Here is a 15,841-nt window from a genome sequence, read left to right on the forward strand (position 1 = left end):
AGCGTTTACCCTTTGAATATCAAACCAATGAATATTAAACACTTCTTTATTTTCGTGCTTGGCCTAGCTGCTTTTTCTTGTGAGTCCCGGACTGAAGCTGAGAAAATCGTTGACAAAGCTATAGAAGCGCATGGAGGACAGGCTTACTCCAATTCGAAAATTGAGTTTGATTTCAGAAACACCCATTATACCATTTTCAAAACACCGGATAGGTTTGAGTACATCCGCGAGTTTTTGGATTCTACAGGAAATGTAATAGACGTGCTGAACAATGCCGGTTTTGTGCGGACTGTAAATGGTGCGAAAATCGATACACTTTCCGAAGAATGGATTGGAAAATATTCCCGCTCGGTCAATTCGGTGGCTTATTTTGCTTTTCTTCCTTATGGGCTCAATGATCCTTCCGTTTTCAAAACTTCCCTGGGCGAAACAGAAATCAATGGGAAGAACTATGACTTGATCAAAGTGACTTTTGCCGAGGAAGGCGGAGGGGAGGATTTTGACGATGAGTTTTTGTACTGGATAGGTGCCGATGATTCGATTGTGGATTTCATGGCTTATAGCTACCATACGGATGGCGGAGGTGTGCGGATGAGAGAAGTAGGCACTGTAAACGAGGTGGGGGGAATTCGCTTTCAAAACTACCTAAATCTAAAGCCGGTGGATGAGTCGGTTCCTGTAGAGAAAATGCAGGCTTTGTACGAATCCGGTGAGTTAGAGCTGCTTTCGGAGATAAACTTGGAGAATATTAAGGTTGAACCGTTGAAATAATTAATCAAAAATGAACCCAAAACGACTGACATTTACCAATAGAAATGGCCATGAGCTGGCGGCACACCTCTATCTGCCTGCTGATCAAAAGCCGCATTTTTTTGCGATTTTTGCGCATTGCTTCACCTGCTCCAAAAACTTCTCGGCTGTCACCCGAATTTGTACTGCACTTTCCCAAAATGGAATAGCTGCATTAAGTTTCGATTTCACAGGGCTAGGGATGAGTGAAGGAGAATTCGCCGACTCAACTTTTACTGGTAATGTGAGTGATTTACTGGATGCGGCCGATTTCCTAACCAGAGAATATCAATCTCCCAAAATGCTCATCGGCCATTCGCTTGGAGGCGCAGCGGTGTTATATGCGGCAGCTGAGATAAGTGAAGTAGAAGCCGTTGTAACTATTGCTGCGCCTGCATTCCCGGCGCATGTCCGCCATTTGTTCGTGGATAGTATTGAGGAAATAGAGAAAAGCGGAAGTGCAAAAGTTAAAATTGGCGGCCGTCCATTTCATATCAGCAAGAGCTTTGTGGATGATTTGGAGCAGAAACCCTTGGCTACTTTTCTGAAAAAGCTGAAGAAGTCTCTACTCATCATGCATTCTCCCCAGGATGAAATCGTGGAAATCAGTAATGCTGCGGAGATTTACAGTGCGGCTTTTCATCCGAAAAGTTTTATCTCATTAGATGGTGCCAATCATTTGGTATCAGATCCCAAAGACAGCGAATACATCGCTGAGGTGATTGGAAGCTGGAGCAAACGCTATGTGATAGTAAATGAGGAAAAGCAGTCTAATGATACCCAAGGGAATCAGGTTTTCGTGAGACTTTCGGGAGAGAAATACACCACGGAAGTGATGACACCAAATCACCATTTGATTGCGGATGAGCCGGCTGACCTTGGAGGGGATGATCTGGGACCCAATCCATATGACTTGCTGATGGCTTCACTGGGAAGTTGCACCGCAATGACTTTGAAGATGTATGCAGATCGGAAAAAGTGGCCTTTGAAGGAAGTTTCCGTCTTTCTGAACCATGAGAAAGTTCACTTGTCTGACAGTGCCCATCCTGAAGAAAACACTGCAAAAGTCAGTCAATTTACCCGAATTATAGAAATCGAAGGGGAACTGGATGCAGAGCAAAGACAGAAACTGTTGGAGATTTCCAATAAGTGCCCTGTGCATCGCACACTGCAGGAGGAGATTATTATTCAAACCATGTTGGCAAAGTGAAAAGGAAACGGTCAAGGGATTACTTGCTGAGCTCAGTTCTGATTATGCTAGGACTGGTGTTATGGGCAATATTTCCCTTACAACGGGACTTAATCACCGCTTCTGAAAAATGGAAAGGAGTGTGTTGGGTGGGAAGCAGGTCGCCACTTTTGGGGACGGAACTGGAGGTATTGAAGGCAACAGGAGCCAATGCAATTTCCCAAACACCTTTTGGCTGGCAGAATGAAAAGAATACTCCTGAGATCCGCTGGGATATGCATAATGAAAACAAATGGTGGGGAGAATCTTCAGTAGGGATTAAAGCAACGTTTGATTCTTCTGCCCGTCATGGGATTATGAATATGCTCAAGCCGCACCTATGGGTTCGCGGGAGTTGGCCGGGTGAAATAGTCATGAAAAGCGAGGAGGATTGGAAGCTGTGGTTTGAGAATTACGGGGGTTTTATTCTGGATTATGCTAAAATGGCCGAGGAGCATCAAATCCCCATGCTCTGCGTGGGCACTGAACTGGAATTGACCTCTGCACGTGAAGAAGACTGGAGAAAAGTGATTGCGGAAATCCGAAAAGTCTATTCCGGTAAGTTAGTTTACGCAGCAAATTTCACTGAATTTGAGCATGTGAAATTTTGGGATGCACTGGATTACATTGGAATTCAGGCGTATTTTCCTCTCTCTTCAAAGGCTGATCCAAAGCTTGCAGACCTCAAAGCCGGCTGGAAAAAGCATCTACCAAAAATCGAAAAACTAGTCTCCGAGAGCAAAAAGCCGGTGATATTTACTGAGATTGGTTACTGCAACACTGTGGACGCAGCCATGGAACCTTGGGTTTGGCCAAATGAGCGAAAGGAAACTGAACTTTCCGAAGAAATGCAGGCACTTTGCTATGAGGCGTTTTTTGAAACAGCATGGCAAAAGAGCTGGATGGCCGGTGTGTTTTTCTGGAAATGGTATCCGGAGGGGAAGCATCGTGAGCCTGATTTTACCCCGCAGGGAAAAATGGCTGAGCAGGTGATGCGTAATTATTTTTTAGCTGACTGAAACTTAGTGGATTCCAAACGCATAGCGACGAAGCAACTTTTGGTCATCCCTGTCTCACAATGGCGGGTCTTCCAGCCATTAAGGCAAGGAAGACATAGCTACTAATGTTATTGCAGATAATCATATTTTATTTATAAGGTACCGTTACTTTTTGTATTTTTTTATTAATTAGCTAAGACAATAGATCATAGCTATGAAAAATAACCAGAGAAGAGCGTTTCTGAAATCTACCGGCCTGGTAGGTTTGGGGCTTTTTGGAGCGGGCAATACTCTCGCCAATGAATTTGATAACCTGCCTTTCCAAGCGAAAAACGGAGTAAATCGAATCCAATCTTTTAATATGAGCGGTTTTTCAGCTCCTAAAATCGATACTGTCCGGGTAGGGATAGTGGGACTTGGGATGAGAGGCCCGGGAGCTGTTGATCGATTGAGTAAAATAGAGAATGTAGAGATAAAGGCGCTTTGTGACTTGATTCCTGAGCGGGTGGATAAGGCAAAGTCCCAGTTGAAGGATACACCGCATCAGCCTGACGGTTATTCCGGTAATGCTTATGCATTTAAGGAAATGATGGATCGGAATGATTTGGATCTGATCTATATCGCCACACCTTGGGAATGGCACACTCCAATGGCGGTTTATGCCATGGAAGCAGACAAGCATGTTGCCTGTGAGGTACCTATTGCCATTACAGTAGAAGAGTGCTGGCAATTGGTGGAGACTTCTGAGCGTACCAAGAAGCATTGTATGCAGCTGGAGAATTGCTGCTATGATTTCTTTGAATTGATGACGTTAAAAATGGCCCGTGAAGGCTATTTTGGCGAAGTGGTACATGTGGAAGGAGCTTATATTCATGATTTGTTGGCGCTGAATTTCAATAAGGAAAATGGCTATCAGGATATGTGGAGGCTTAAAGAGAACTACCGGAACGGTAATTTATATGCCACCCATGGACTAGGGCCTATTTGTCAAATCCTGAATGTCAACAGAGGAGACCGGATGGATTATTTGACCTCTACCTCATCCAATGATTTTTCCATGCATGCAGAGGCCAAGAAATTGGCTGAACAGGATAATTTTTTTGCTTCCTATGCTACAAAGAAATTCCGTGGGAACATGAATACTACAATGGTAAAAACGAAGAACGGCAAAAGTATCATGATTCAGCATGATGTGTCTTCCCCGCGTCCATATTCCAGACTTCATGTAGTAAGTGGTACGGAAGGATATGCACAAAAATATCCGGAACCGAGAGTTGCCAAAGGACACGGTTGGCTCAAGGATGAGGAGTTCAAGGATTTGGAAACCAAGTACACACCCGAGATTATCCAGAAGGTGGGAGAGCTGGCCAAAAAAGTAGGGGGCCATGGAGGCATGGACTTTATGATGGACTGGCGATTGATAGACTGTCTTAGAAATGGACTTCCTCTGGATCAGGATGTGTATGATGCGGCTCTTTGGAGCTGTATTTCTCCGCTTAGCGAATGGTCAGTGGCTAATAGGTCCAATGCTATTGATGTGCCTGATTTCACGGGGGGGAGCTGGAAAACAAATGCGCCGGTGGATATCACACTGAACGGTGGCGGAACGACCGGTGTGAGAGTGTGATTTGGGTTTAGTTGAATAAAACTAGTTGCCTATTGTTGTATTGCGTTATGCGACCATATAGTTCTGAAATAGGTGATTGTGCTAACATTGGTGAAAAAGAGGCTGTCCCTGCCTATGAGACAGCCTCTTTTTTTGGTGTGAAATAAAGTCTTAGAATAATCCTTGGAATTGCTCTAGTTTCTGAGCCACTTGGGTGTCTACCTCAAAAGATAGCATTACATCAGCCCACATGAAAGTAACCGAAGCTACTTTGTTGTCTTCTGCAGAAATGAAATATGCAAGCCTTTCAAATGTCTCAGGAGCTGAAATTGGAGTTACTTTGATTGCTACGGCATCGTCCTTCCCCAATGCTTCTTCATCCACTTTCCCGTCTTTCATGTAAGCATAAATTGCGTTTCCTTTCCCATTCAGGTGTATGGTCCAGTCTCCCGATTCTTGTGGAGTGATGAAAAGAGAATATTTGCCTGCTCCTATGTTTTTGCCGGCAATACTCACTCCTGTACTAAACTCAATGCTCGTTGGATTATTAGCACCTGCTCTCCAGGTTACCCCGTATTTTTCCAAATCACCAAATACTTTTCTTCCTTTTACTGCCGGAGAAGAATATTCAATGCTGATTTTGGTAAAGCCCACATTTTGGGAAACAGAAGCAGATGGGCTTGGTGCCGGAGCCTGTAGCTGCGCAAAAGAGGATGTGGAAACTGAGAAAAAGAGAATCAGGGCAAAAGCCGCCAAAATGATTTTATTGTTGTTCATGTGTCTGTAAATTGTTTTTGGAATTTATAAAGAGGGTAAGCTAAATCAATTTTTGCAAAAGAGGTAAAAGAAGAACTGTAAATGATAAATACCACTAAATCCTTTGTTGATTTACCGGTAGAAAAGCGGATATCCATAAAAATCAACATGTATGATATTCTGAACCTAAACCAAGGGTTTTTATATTTCAGTTATTTTATTTCTGATTGTTTTCATCAAATTCTGCGGGTAGCTTCTGTTTCCCAAATATAGATCTGTCATAAATGATATGGCATAGTCACCATACGTTCTTAGCAACATATTTCTGATAATGCGGTAATTGTAAAACCATTTAGCTGCCGTTTGGGAGGTGTTGATTTCGGGCAGCAATTCTTTTTCGAGTTTTTGCCGGTAAATACCTCCTGCTTTTTCCGGATTCAAACCTGACTCGAAAATAGCCTCTGCTACCAATTCTCCGCTCCACAAGGCATTGGAAATCCCCTCTGCTGTCACCGGATCCGCAAATCCTGCTGCGTCTCCAATAAGAAAAACATTTTTTCTATAAAAACCGTCAGTCCGTGGAGATATCGGGATTTGGAAACCGTGGGCTTTTTCGCTTACAATTTCTTTTATTCCCAGTTTTTCCAAATATTTTTTGTAATACACTTTGAGGTCAATTCTCTTTCTTCTCGTAGATGCTATACCTAGCGACAGGTGGTTTTCCTTGGGAAAACTCCATGCATATCCATGTGGGACGCTATCCATGTCAAACCGTACTTCCTTGGATAAGCGCTCGAAATCCTCAGGGGTCACCTCTACTTCATATTCCAAAGCAGGGATAAGCTTTCGTGTTTCTTTCCATCCTGCAAGTTTCGCCGTGGGGCTTAGAGCTCCATCCGCAGCAATGATCAGCTTTGCACGAATATCACCCTGATTAGTATGAAGTGTGGGAATATCATCAAAAGTAATGTCCGTTAGCTTATGCCCCTGTCTTATGTCTACTCCAAGCTCATTGGCTTTTGTGATAAGAAAACTGTCAAATTTATCACGCATCACCATGCTAATGACGGGAACATCACGTTCCGTGGTAAGCACTGTGTTCTCTCCTTCGAAGTATAGTTTAATCTGATTAAACTCCCGTTCTACAACTGAAGAGATGTCAAAGGGCAATTTCCTTCTTCCTCTGTAAACCAACCCTCCTCCACAAGTTTTATACCTGGGCAAGGATTCCTTTTCGATTATCACCGTGGATATCCCTTTTTTTGCCAGGTGATATGCAGCCATAGCACCTGAGGGGCCACTGCCTATTATCGCTACATCATAGTGACTCATGTACTGAATATAAAATCATAGTTAAAAATCAACTGTAAAGAAAATACAAAATAGAAGTAATGCTTCATGTTTTGATTAATTGTATAATCAGAGATATGATAGAAGGTGAGAATGGGCTTATCCTTAAGGATAGACATCTTTCTCAAGAGCGCACATCATTTTCGCAGTTCCTTTTTGATAAATGCTGCACTTAAGGGAACCTGGGTGACCGATCTTGAGCTTTCATCTTCTATGATTAAGTATTCAGTTCCCTGTTTTTTAGCTTCTTTAATAATTCCTGCAATATCAATGTCTCCTGTGCCCAAGACTACATTTGTCTCTACATCCCCATGACCATCTTTGGATCCGGGAGTTCCTTTGCGGCGATCTTTTAGATGTAGTATTGGGAATTTCCCGGGATGTTTTTTCATAATAGCCAGAGGATCTCCGCCACCCATTTTCACCCAGAAAACATCCAGATTGAACCCAAAGTTTTTGGCGTTTTCAAGCATGTAGTCAAATCTGAATTTTTTACGATCCTTGGTAAACTCATAGCCGTGAGGGTGATATAGAAAAGCGATACCCTCTTCACGGAGTTCTTGACCCACAGCATTGAAGAGCGCAGTTGCTATTTTGATCTCTTCCATGGAAATAGGACCATCTTTATGCGGTATCCAATAGCAGGTGACATACTTTGCTTCAAATTTTTTGGCTTGGTCAACAATAGGTTTTAGGTTTTTGGTGAGTAGATTGTAATCCGCACCTACGCCGATGACACGTAGATTATTGTCGGCAAGAAGCTTGACGTATTCATCGTCGGTCATGCCGTACCCTCCGCCGCCCTCCAAAGCTGATATTCCCCATTCTGAAATAAGCTCATGGCTCTTTACTGGGGCTACTTTCAATTCATTGCGAAGGGAATATAGCTGTAATGCCACCTCTTGGGCTTGAAGTTTCAGAAGTGATGATACTACAAACAGGCTTATAAGGAGTATTTTAAGAAGTGTTTTCATGATTGGTTAAATTAGGCTTTATCTAAACTATGGATTATTATCCGGTTTTCGATTGTTATCCTTAAATTCATGCTTTGCGCTATAAATATGAAAGCAGATCGAAGAAAGTTTATCCAAAATACCGCTCTGATGGGGCTTGCTATGTCTGTTTCGCCTTCCTTTTCCTTTGCCCATACCCGTGATAAGGTAGTAGGTCATGGAGATTTTCAATACCGAATTGATAGTGATTGGGGGTTGCTGGATCCTGATAAAATACCGGTGAACAATTGTCACGAGATGGTTATGGATCGTAGGGGGAGAATGATTATGGTGACAGATGAACCCAAAAATAATATTATAATCTACGATCAGACCGGTAGGTTTCTTAATGCTTGGACACTGGGGATGGATCGAGCGCATGGGTTGACTCTGGTAGACGAGGGTGATGCGGAGTATCTTTGGATCTCGGACAATGCGGGTAGGGTGGTGAAAACCACATTAGATGGTTCGATCGTGGCAGAAATAGCAGCGCCTGTCAAGGAAGGAGTATATACCAAACAAATGTCTTTTGTCCCAACGGAAACTGCCGTAGCCCCAAATGGGGATCTGTATGTTGCGGATGGTTACGGTTCGCAGTTTTTTCTCCGCTACGATAAAAATGGGAAGTTTATCCAAAAGTTCGGTGGTAGTGGGTTTGGAGATGGAGAGTTCAGTACTGCGCATGGCATCACAGTAGATCAGCGTGGAGGAAAAGCCCCAACCTTACTTTGTACTTCCAGGGGGCATAATTCTTTCAAGCGATTTACCATGGATGGGGAGTATATGGAGACTATATTTCTTCCGGGAGCGTTTGTATGTAGGCCGGTAATTCATGGAGAAAATCTTTACGCAGGTGTGTGCTGGTCCAGACTAAAATATTTGGAGCAAACAGCTGATTCGGGATTTGTGACTATTTTGGATATAGACAATAAGGTGGTTTCCAACCCTGGAGGTACAGTGCCGGAATATAGAAATGGGCAACTTCAACTGATGGTGCAGTCAGAAGCAATTTTTAAGCATTGTCATGATGTGTGTATCGATCAGGATGAAAACATCTATGTATGTCAGTGGAATGCAGGAAAAACCTATCCTATTAAGCTGGTTAGGGTTTAGCTTCGGCAGTATATCTTTAACTCTTTCTAATCTTGGGCCAAATCATGAATGTAAGCGGTGATTTCTGCATCAAATATGGAGAGGGAAATCACTTTCTTCCAGAATGTAACTAGAGCCGGCTAATCTTGGAGGTTCTATAAGCTGCTGCCGGCGACAATGTGTCTCTGGAGCTTTCTGAAAACGAAGGATGCAGGAAAAATTAAATAGGTACCAAATGTAATAATTATTCTTTAGTTTCGTTTCATGGGCATGTTTTTGGATTCAGCATGTAGTCGGATCGTGCTTTATTTTATGGAGTAATAAGGTGTAATAGCCTTTCGCTTTTAATTTTCACCATAAAATAGATGTATTCAGTCCTTGTAATGGACTGAGGTTCTTATTTTCAAATCAATTTAGTTTAGAGTTTTTTTATGCGGCTTGCGAAAGGTTTGTTGATTTCTGAGGAGAATGTCACCAATTTGGAATACATCCAAAAAAAAATAGCAATGATGTTTGCGCTTTTAGCATTCATATTGTTGCTACTGTTGGGGCTTACTGATGTGCTCCTTGGAATGTCGCCAGTGATTGTTTGGGTCAAAGTAGTTATTTCTTTACCTTTTTTGGCTGCATATTTTTTGGTTTCTAAATATGGCAGGCCCCAGCTTGCCTTAAATATTTTACTGATTTTCGCCCATATAGTAATCTGCTTTAATTTTCTCTACAATGACGGAAATGATGGACCTACTATCTATGCTTTTTTCTTGATGGTGGTAGTATCATCCCTCCTGATCAGGGGTTGGCCTAAAGTAATGTGGTTTGTCGGCTCTTTATCTATGTTTTTTCTCTTGTTCTTTGCTGAATTACAGGGATATTTAGCGATTGAACATTTTTATGAAGGTCCCCAGAATCAGTTTATTGATCATGCCGTCACTATACTTTGGATAAGTGTTTTTGTATTTTCGGTACTTCATTTTTTTACCAAAAGTTATCGAAACCAAACCCAACTGCTGAATGAGATTAAGCTGAGACAAGAGCAGACGCTTGATGAAGTAAAGATGTTGAACGATCAGAAAACAAGGCTAATAGCTTTGCTTTCCCATGACTTGAAAACTCCCATCGGTATGCTGAACACTACCTTGGGATTAGTTGATAAAGAAGTTTTTGAGCAAGGCGAAATAGAGCAAATTCTGAGAAATTTAAAGGGACAAAGTTTCCATCTGAACAAAGTACTTAACAATACGCTAAGTTGGGTAATGACCGAACTTGAGGACAAGCCTGTTCAGCTTCATCAGATCAGTTTGACTGAGCTTACAGAGGAAATGAAAGAGATGATGGAGGTACAGGCGATTGAAAAAAAACAGACGATTGAGGTTTTAATAGAGGGAGAGGATCGGAATATTTCTATTGAGATCAACGAGATTAGGATTATTCTGAAAAATCTGCTTGATAATGCGATCAAGTTTTCTGCCCTTAATTCCACCATTGAGCTAAGTCTCAAGATCGAAGAGGACAAATTGAGTTGGATAGTAGAAAATCAAGGTGCTATTATCTCTCCGCTAGAGCAGAAGAACTTGTTTGTCTTCCGGGCTAGGACTTCTTATGGCACAAAAAAGGAAAAGGGAACTGGCGTAGGTTTGCCGCTTTGTAAGAGGATCGCAGACAAAATAAACTTTGATCTAAACTATAGTAGCAGTAATGGAAAGAATTGTTTTATTCTGACCAAGAATTTGGGTTAAAGAATAACTACCCTAAGGCTCATGGCTCCATGCGCACCCACTACCAGTGATTGTTCAATGTCTGCAGTCTTGGAAGGGCCTGCGATAAATACCCCGAAACCGGAATTTGTAGATCCTATGCGTTGGTAAGCTTCATGCATGTTTCCCACTATATTATTCTGCTTGATGACGATCACCAAATGTGCTGTGATAAAGGGAATTGCTCTCAGATCCAAATTGCTTTCGTCCAGCCAAATAGCCGCATTCTCTGCCGAAGCAAATTGGCCTTCGATAATCGCCAGATCCAGATCTGAAAAATCAGCGGGATGCACGGGTAATGGGCAATTGGTGAAATGTCCGAATTCAGGAGCAGAGCTATAGATTTTTGTGAAGGCCGTTTCTGCGATCATCTGCTCAATTTCTTCCTTGCCCACTACAATTCCTTTGTTGGCATTCAAAGAACGGGTGTAAGTGCCTACAAGATCAGTTGAAACGTCGAAATCAGGGATGTCCGGAAGGGGTTTTTCTTCCATGTTTAATTCTTTGATAGCGGCTAATATGGATGGTTTACTACTTGTTTTCATGTGTTTATAATTTGATTTCCAATGGTCATACGGAATCTCGCATGGCTTATAATCATCCCAGTGTGCGTCGCTCTCGACATGCTCGATTTCATGTGTTTATAATTTGTTTTTTAAAGGCCACATGCCCGTCCCATCCGCCGCGGATCGGGAGAATCTCGCAGGTTTTATAATCATCCCAGTGTGTGAGGTTTTGCCTCATGCTCGATTTCTATTGTTTTTATACCAAACTTTAAATGACTCGGAGGGTAATTCCGGTAGGTTTCTGCCTTTTCCCCAGGCATTTAATGGGTTGTAAATAACACTGTCAGGCAATGTCTTTAAGGACGCTCTCATCATTTTACCTGAAATCCTGTAAGCGAGAGGACTTTTGAAAATTCCGTTCGCCAATTTCATAGACAAGCCCTTCAGGGATAAACCCTGTGCTTTTGTGATTTCTTGTCTCCATTCGTAAAGCTGCTCGTGAATGTTGATTTTTACCGGACAGACATCCGAGCAGCTGCCGCATAGCGTGGAGGCAAAAGGCAGTGTGCTGTGTTTTTTCAGATCTATTCCGGGAGAAAGTATAGATCCAATAGGTCCGGGAACAGTACTTCCATAACTGAATCCACCGCTTCGGCGATAGATAGGGCAGGTGTTCATACATGCTCCACAACGGATGCACTTCAGTGAGTTTCTGAACTTCTCCCGGGCAAGTTGCTTTGTTCTGCCGTTGTTGACCAAGATCAGATGAAGTTCTTTTCCTGGAGACGGGCTTCTGAAATGTGAATTGTAATTCGTAATGGACTGCCCGGTAGCAGATCTGGCCAGGAGCCGAAGGAACACCCCCAAGTCTTTTCGCCTTGGGATAAGTTTCTCTATTCCCATGCAGGCAATATGCGTGTCTGCCAGATGCACCCCCATGTCGGCATTGCCTTCATTGGTACATACGACGAATTCTCCCGTCTCTGCCACCGCAAAATTGACCCCGGTGATGGCTACCTTGGCTTGGAGAAACTTTTCCCGGAGGTGCATACGTGCTGCATGCGTAAGGTAAACGGGGTCAACATTTCCTCTTTCGGTTTGTAGTTTTTCGTGAAAAATCTCGGAGATATCGGACTTTTTCAAGTGAATGGCCGGCATCACGATATGACTTGGCGGCTGCTTGAGAAACTGGATAATCCGTTCTCCCAAATCGGTATCTACAACCTCAATGCCTTTCTCTTCTAAGTAAGGATTCAAATTACATTCTTCGGTCAGGATAGATTTACTTTTGACGATGGCTTTGCATTTTTTTTCATCCAGAATTTTTCCAATGATCTCATTGTGCTCCTGTGCATCTTCAGCCCAGTGGACTTTTATGCCATTTGCGGTTGCATTTTTTTCCAGTTCTTCGAGATAGAAGTCAAGTTTGGAAAGTGTGTGATCTTTGATTTGGGATGCCAGTTCACGCAGTTTTTCCCATTCAGGGATTTGATGGATGGTTAGGTCACGCTTTTGGCGTACAATCCAGAGTGTATCGTCATGCCATTTGGCACGGGCTTTATCTTTTAGGAATACCGTTGCATTCTCCGGATGACTCATGAGATGACTTGGTTTAGTATTTCCGCAAAATGCATTAGCCGGACATTTGCTTTGTCCCGGGCAGCGATTCCCTGCATGTGCATAATGCAGGACATGTCTCCGCCTACGATGATTTCTACACCTTTGTCTATATGATCTGCAAGCCTGTCTTTTCCCATTTGCACAGAGATGGCTTCTTCGCTCACGGCGAACGTTCCGCCGAATCCACAGCACTCATCTTTTCTGGTCAATTCCACTATTTCCATTCCCTTCAGGTCTTTCATTAATTGTAGTGTTTTGTTGAAAACCGGCTCGTTTCTTTCCGAATCACTGGCAAGTCTCAGCCCCCGAAGCCCGTGACAGGAAGCATGAAAGCCGATTTTGTGAGGATAGCTTCCCTTAATCGAATCAACTTTAAGTACATCGGTGATGAATTCACTGAGTTCGTAGATATGTGATTGTACGTATTCTTGGTTTTTTTGGAGCGTGGCTATTTTTGGCGAATGCTCTTTGACGTGCAGGACGCAGCTGCCGGAGGGGGCCACGATGTAGTCGAACACAGCAAAATCACGGATAAATTTAGAGGTAGTCCCAACCGTATCAGCTTCGAACCCTGAGTTTGCCATGGGCTGTCCACAACAGGTTTGACCTATAGGATAGGTTACTTTACAGCCAAGTTTCTCCAGAAGTTCCAACGTGGCGATGGCCACATTGGGGTAGAATTGATCGATGTAGCACGGGATAAATAGACCGATATGCGGGGCATTTTTTTTCATTGGTAATGTAAATTAAGCCATCTATTCCATGGATACCAACATGGCCGCGCCTAAAGCTGAACCATTCGGGAAATCACTTGGAATAATCGTTAATTCGGGGAGTTTTTTGCGGAGCATCTCTACGAAGATGTCGTTTGCATTAAAGCCACCGTCTATAAAGAGTCTGCCTACCGGTGCATTGTCCAAGACAAGATTGATGGCAACAATCTGTAGATCAGTAAGTTCATGTATAAAGGTGTAATATGCCTCGTTAAACTCTTGAAAAATACTCCAGTCATTTTCCTTGGCCTGGGTCAACCCATAATCTTCCGGTTTGAGGTAATGAAAATGGACACGCTTCCCTTTATGACCTTTTACCTTTTCAAATAAAGTAGCACTGAATTTTAATTTCTTATAGGTGCCAAGGGGCATTTGGAAGTGTTCATACAATTTTTCCACCTGATATTTGTGCTCTTCACCTATGAATAGCCGAGAGATTTTGATTGGATCACCTTTGATGCTGAGAAACTGTAAGCAATCTCTCTTAAGCTCTTTCTTTGTGAGCTTAGTCTTATTGAAAGGATTGATGCAAATTGCCCATGTTCCTGTAGAAAGTAAGGCAAAAGGGGCTATTTCCTGCTTGATATAAGGGAGAAGTGCCGCAGAAGAATCGTGAACTCCTATTCCACAGGGGATATTTCCGAGTTCAGATTTAGTCTTCAAAAGTGTATTTCCGGGTACAACAGGAGGAAGTAATTTTCGAATGTCTTCTCTATCCACCCAGTTATGGTAATCTGCAGCCTCATAATCCCAAAGTCCTGTGTGGCATCCTATACTGGTATAGTCAGAGACCATTTCTCCTGTAAACAAGTAGCTTAGGTATTGGGGGAAATGGAGTGAATGAGTGATTTTGTTGAAGAAATCCGGCTTGGAGTATTTGATGAAGTATAGCTGCAAACCTGAATTTAGCATCGCAAGTGGGGGGGATGAGGTAGCTCGGCAGAAGGTCATTTTGCCACCGTTTTCCTCGTAAAACCGGCTTAAAAGCTTTTCCGGAAAAGGCTTCAGGTAATCATAAAGAGGAGTGGCGGGAACGCCATGCTCATCAGTATGCACAAAAGAAGCTCCATGACACGAGAAGTTCAAGCGTTTGATCCGATAGTCAGGTGATTTCAATGCTTCCCTGAAAGTCTTCAACATCCATTCTTCCAGTGGTGCCAAAGGTTCACTTGGAAAATTGTCTTCGTCTGGAATTGGGTCTAGACGAATGTAAGAACTGTATACTTCTGTTAGATTTTCATCAAAAAGAAAGAATTTCTTGTTTGTTTTGCCGATATCAAAAACAGCCGTTACTGGAATTTTACTCATAGTTACGCTGTCAAAGCGATTTTCGGATGATCATTTTGAAGGGGTTTTTAAGAGGTATTTTGTCCTCTTCTCCCAAAATTTGGTTAGCAATGGTAGTGCCCATTTCGCCGAAGTCAGTGGAGATCGTAGTGATCCCTTCTGCCAAGATCTCCTTCAGTGGAGTTTCATTGTAAGAAATGACCCCTATTTCTTTCCCTAGATTGAGTCCCTGCTCTCTGGATTTTTTCACGATGTTGGCAAGGTCTGTTTCTGCCATCACTATAAATGAATCTCCTTCATAGAGTGGCTCATCATCAATTCCATCTAGGATTAGGTTGTTAAAATTATGGAAAAAACAAAAGCGCTTGAAGCCATCAATGATCTCAACAGGATACATGTCTCCTTTTGGGAATACCAAAATCAGCCTTGAATATTTGCGCAAGTGAGTAATACCCGATTCCAATGCCTCAAGAATATCTCTTGCAAAATCCTGATAAACTCCCGGGAATTCGTTTTCGTGATTTTTCACGTCACGATCCATTATCAGGAGTTTATCTTTAGGGATTTGCTGGATCAAGTCATAGCACGTCTCCGGATGATTATTTTCATCAAAGAAATGTGGTGCCAGGACATAGTAATTATAGTTCCCCAGATTTCGCTCCAATAGATTTTCGAAAATCGTGCGGTTGTAATGATGGATTTGAAGATCCACTGTTGCTCGATTTCCCAATGTCTCTACAATAGAATAGTAGATAATCTTTTTGTAAGAGCTTAACTTATTGAATATCAATAAAACTTTTAGTTTGTTAGCCATATTCGTAGAAGTTACATAGAAACCTTTACCTCTCACAGAAGTAATGATGCCCCGATCGCGAAGTTCATTGTAGGCTTTTTCTACGGTGTCCCTGGATAGCAGAAAGTCGAAACTCGTTTCATTGATCGAAGGAATTCTATCTCCGATTTTGAGCTTACCACAATCTAGGTCATCCAGAATAAGGTTAACTACCTGCATATATTTAGGGGTTCTTGAATCCGTATGAATCTTTTCCGATTTGTCAACTAACATAGCATTTTGGGTTATTTATTGGGG

The 15,841-nt window shown here is 42.5% G+C and carries 14 protein-coding genes; 6 read left to right on the forward strand and 8 right to left on the reverse strand.

The genetic code is table 11. From position 1 onward, the window contains the following. Positions 1-27 precede the first annotated feature (27 nt). The 4 genes from ID165_RS04890 to ID165_RS04905 all read left to right on the forward strand — a co-directional run bounded on the left by ID165_RS04890 (position 28) and on the right by ID165_RS04905 (position 4,642). On the forward strand, positions 28-771 hold the full coding sequence (locus ID165_RS04890) for a DUF6503 family protein (protein WP_192349260.1): 744 nt from the start codon (positions 28-30) through the stop codon (positions 769-771). 10 nt (positions 772-781) lie between these two features. Next, complete coding sequence (locus tag ID165_RS04895; RefSeq protein ID WP_192349261.1) at positions 782-1,999, forward strand: alpha/beta fold hydrolase; 1,218 nt, start codon at positions 782-784, stop codon at positions 1,997-1,999. Beyond that, a complete protein-coding gene (locus tag ID165_RS04900; RefSeq protein ID WP_225586991.1) occupies positions 1,996-3,036 on the forward strand; it encodes a hypothetical protein in 1,041 nt (346 codons plus the stop codon). The genes ID165_RS04895 and ID165_RS04900 overlap by 4 nt, the downstream gene beginning before the upstream one ends. Positions 3,037-3,229: 193 nt before the next feature. After that, a complete protein-coding gene (locus ID165_RS04905; RefSeq protein WP_192349262.1) occupies positions 3,230-4,642 on the forward strand; it encodes a Gfo/Idh/MocA family protein in 1,413 nt (470 codons plus the stop codon). 150 nt (positions 4,643-4,792) lie between these two features. On the opposite strand, the gene ID165_RS04910 is transcribed toward ID165_RS04905, so the two are convergent. The 3 genes from ID165_RS04910 to ID165_RS04920 form a co-directional block, all read right to left on the reverse strand. Continuing rightward, complete coding sequence (locus ID165_RS04910; RefSeq protein ID WP_192349263.1) at positions 4,793-5,398, reverse strand: DUF2911 domain-containing protein; 606 nt, start codon at positions 5,396-5,398, stop codon at positions 4,793-4,795. Positions 5,399-5,578: 180 nt separating this feature from the next. Beyond that, positions 5,579-6,709 carry a geranylgeranyl reductase family protein gene (locus tag ID165_RS04915; protein ID WP_192349264.1) on the reverse strand — a complete coding sequence of 377 codons (1,131 nt, stop codon included), beginning with the start codon at positions 6,707-6,709 and terminating at the stop codon, positions 5,579-5,581. Positions 6,710-6,864: 155 nt separating this feature from the next. Then, on the reverse strand, positions 6,865-7,701 hold the full coding sequence (locus ID165_RS04920) for a sugar phosphate isomerase/epimerase (RefSeq protein ID WP_192349265.1): 837 nt from the start codon (positions 7,699-7,701) through the stop codon (positions 6,865-6,867). 87 nt (positions 7,702-7,788) lie between these two features. Here ID165_RS04920 and ID165_RS04925 point away from each other — a divergent pair, with 87 nt between their 5' ends. Both ID165_RS04925 and ID165_RS04930 read left to right on the forward strand, forming a co-directional pair. After that, positions 7,789-8,832 carry a 6-bladed beta-propeller gene (locus ID165_RS04925; protein WP_192349266.1) on the forward strand — a complete coding sequence of 348 codons (1,044 nt, stop codon included), beginning with the start codon at positions 7,789-7,791 and terminating at the stop codon, positions 8,830-8,832. A 410-nt stretch (positions 8,833-9,242) separates the two neighbouring features. Beyond that, positions 9,243-10,547 carry a sensor histidine kinase KdpD gene (locus tag ID165_RS04930; RefSeq protein ID WP_192349267.1) on the forward strand — a complete coding sequence of 435 codons (1,305 nt, stop codon included), beginning with the start codon at positions 9,243-9,245 and terminating at the stop codon, positions 10,545-10,547. Here the strand turns inward: ID165_RS04930 and ID165_RS04935 are convergent. The 5 genes from ID165_RS04935 to ID165_RS04955 all read right to left on the reverse strand — a co-directional run bounded on the left by ID165_RS04935 (position 10,544) and on the right by ID165_RS04955 (position 15,817). Further along, positions 10,544-11,110, reverse strand: a complete 567-nt coding sequence (locus ID165_RS04935; RefSeq protein ID WP_192349268.1) for an LUD domain-containing protein — start codon at positions 11,108-11,110, stop codon at positions 10,544-10,546. The genes ID165_RS04930 and ID165_RS04935 overlap by 4 nt on opposite strands. A 195-nt stretch (positions 11,111-11,305) precedes the next feature. Next, entirely contained in the window at positions 11,306-12,670 is a 1,365-nt protein-coding gene (locus tag ID165_RS04940; protein WP_192349269.1) for a lactate utilization protein B, read from the reverse strand. Beyond that, positions 12,667-13,425 carry a (Fe-S)-binding protein gene (locus ID165_RS04945; protein ID WP_192349270.1) on the reverse strand — a complete coding sequence of 253 codons (759 nt, stop codon included), beginning with the start codon at positions 13,423-13,425 and terminating at the stop codon, positions 12,667-12,669. The genes ID165_RS04940 and ID165_RS04945 overlap by 4 nt, the downstream gene beginning before the upstream one ends. A gap of 21 nt (positions 13,426-13,446) precedes the next feature. Beyond that, complete coding sequence (locus tag ID165_RS04950) at positions 13,447-14,772, reverse strand: FGGY-family carbohydrate kinase (protein ID WP_192349271.1); 1,326 nt, start codon at positions 14,770-14,772, stop codon at positions 13,447-13,449. Between the two features lie 10 nt (positions 14,773-14,782). Beyond that, the gene (locus ID165_RS04955) at positions 14,783-15,817 is read right to left on the reverse strand and encodes a GntR family transcriptional regulator (protein ID WP_192349272.1); all 1,035 of its coding nucleotides are present in this window, start codon (positions 15,815-15,817) and stop codon (positions 14,783-14,785) included. Between the last annotated feature and the right edge of the window lie 24 nt (positions 15,818-15,841).

This window comes from Algoriphagus sp. Y33 (genome assembly GCF_014838715.1).
GTDB lineage: Bacteria > Bacteroidota > Bacteroidia > Cytophagales > Cyclobacteriaceae > Algoriphagus.

Excerpts from the sequence above, each read along its gene's own strand:
- ID165_RS04890 (WP_192349260.1), top strand. The coding sequence starts at position 28 with ATGAATATTAAACACTTCTTTATTTTCGTGCTTGGCCTAGCTGCTTTT.
- ID165_RS04895 (WP_192349261.1), top strand. The coding sequence starts at position 782 with ATGAACCCAAAACGACTGACATTTACCAATAGAAATGGCCATGAGCTG.
- ID165_RS04905 (WP_192349262.1), top strand. The coding sequence starts at position 3,230 with ATGAAAAATAACCAGAGAAGAGCGTTTCTGAAATCTACCGGCCTGGTA.
- ID165_RS04910 (WP_192349263.1), bottom strand. The coding sequence starts at position 5,398 with ATGAACAACAATAAAATCATTTTGGCGGCTTTTGCCCTGATTCTCTTT.
- ID165_RS04915 (WP_192349264.1), bottom strand. The coding sequence starts at position 6,709 with ATGAGTCACTATGATGTAGCGATAATAGGCAGTGGCCCCTCAGGTGCT.
- ID165_RS04920 (WP_192349265.1), bottom strand. The coding sequence starts at position 7,701 with ATGAAAACACTTCTTAAAATACTCCTTATAAGCCTGTTTGTAGTATCA.
- ID165_RS04925 (WP_192349266.1), top strand. The coding sequence starts at position 7,789 with ATGAAAGCAGATCGAAGAAAGTTTATCCAAAATACCGCTCTGATGGGG.
- ID165_RS04930 (WP_192349267.1), top strand. The coding sequence starts at position 9,243 with ATGCGGCTTGCGAAAGGTTTGTTGATTTCTGAGGAGAATGTCACCAAT.
- ID165_RS04935 (WP_192349268.1), bottom strand. The coding sequence starts at position 11,110 with ATGAAAACAAGTAGTAAACCATCCATATTAGCCGCTATCAAAGAATTA.
- ID165_RS04940 (WP_192349269.1), bottom strand. The coding sequence starts at position 12,670 with ATGAGTCATCCGGAGAATGCAACGGTATTCCTAAAAGATAAAGCCCGT.
- ID165_RS04945 (WP_192349270.1), bottom strand. The coding sequence starts at position 13,425 with ATGAAAAAAAATGCCCCGCATATCGGTCTATTTATCCCGTGCTACATC.
- ID165_RS04950 (WP_192349271.1), bottom strand. The coding sequence starts at position 14,772 with ATGAGTAAAATTCCAGTAACGGCTGTTTTTGATATCGGCAAAACAAAC.
- ID165_RS04955 (WP_192349272.1), bottom strand. The coding sequence starts at position 15,817 with ATGTTAGTTGACAAATCGGAAAAGATTCATACGGATTCAAGAACCCCT.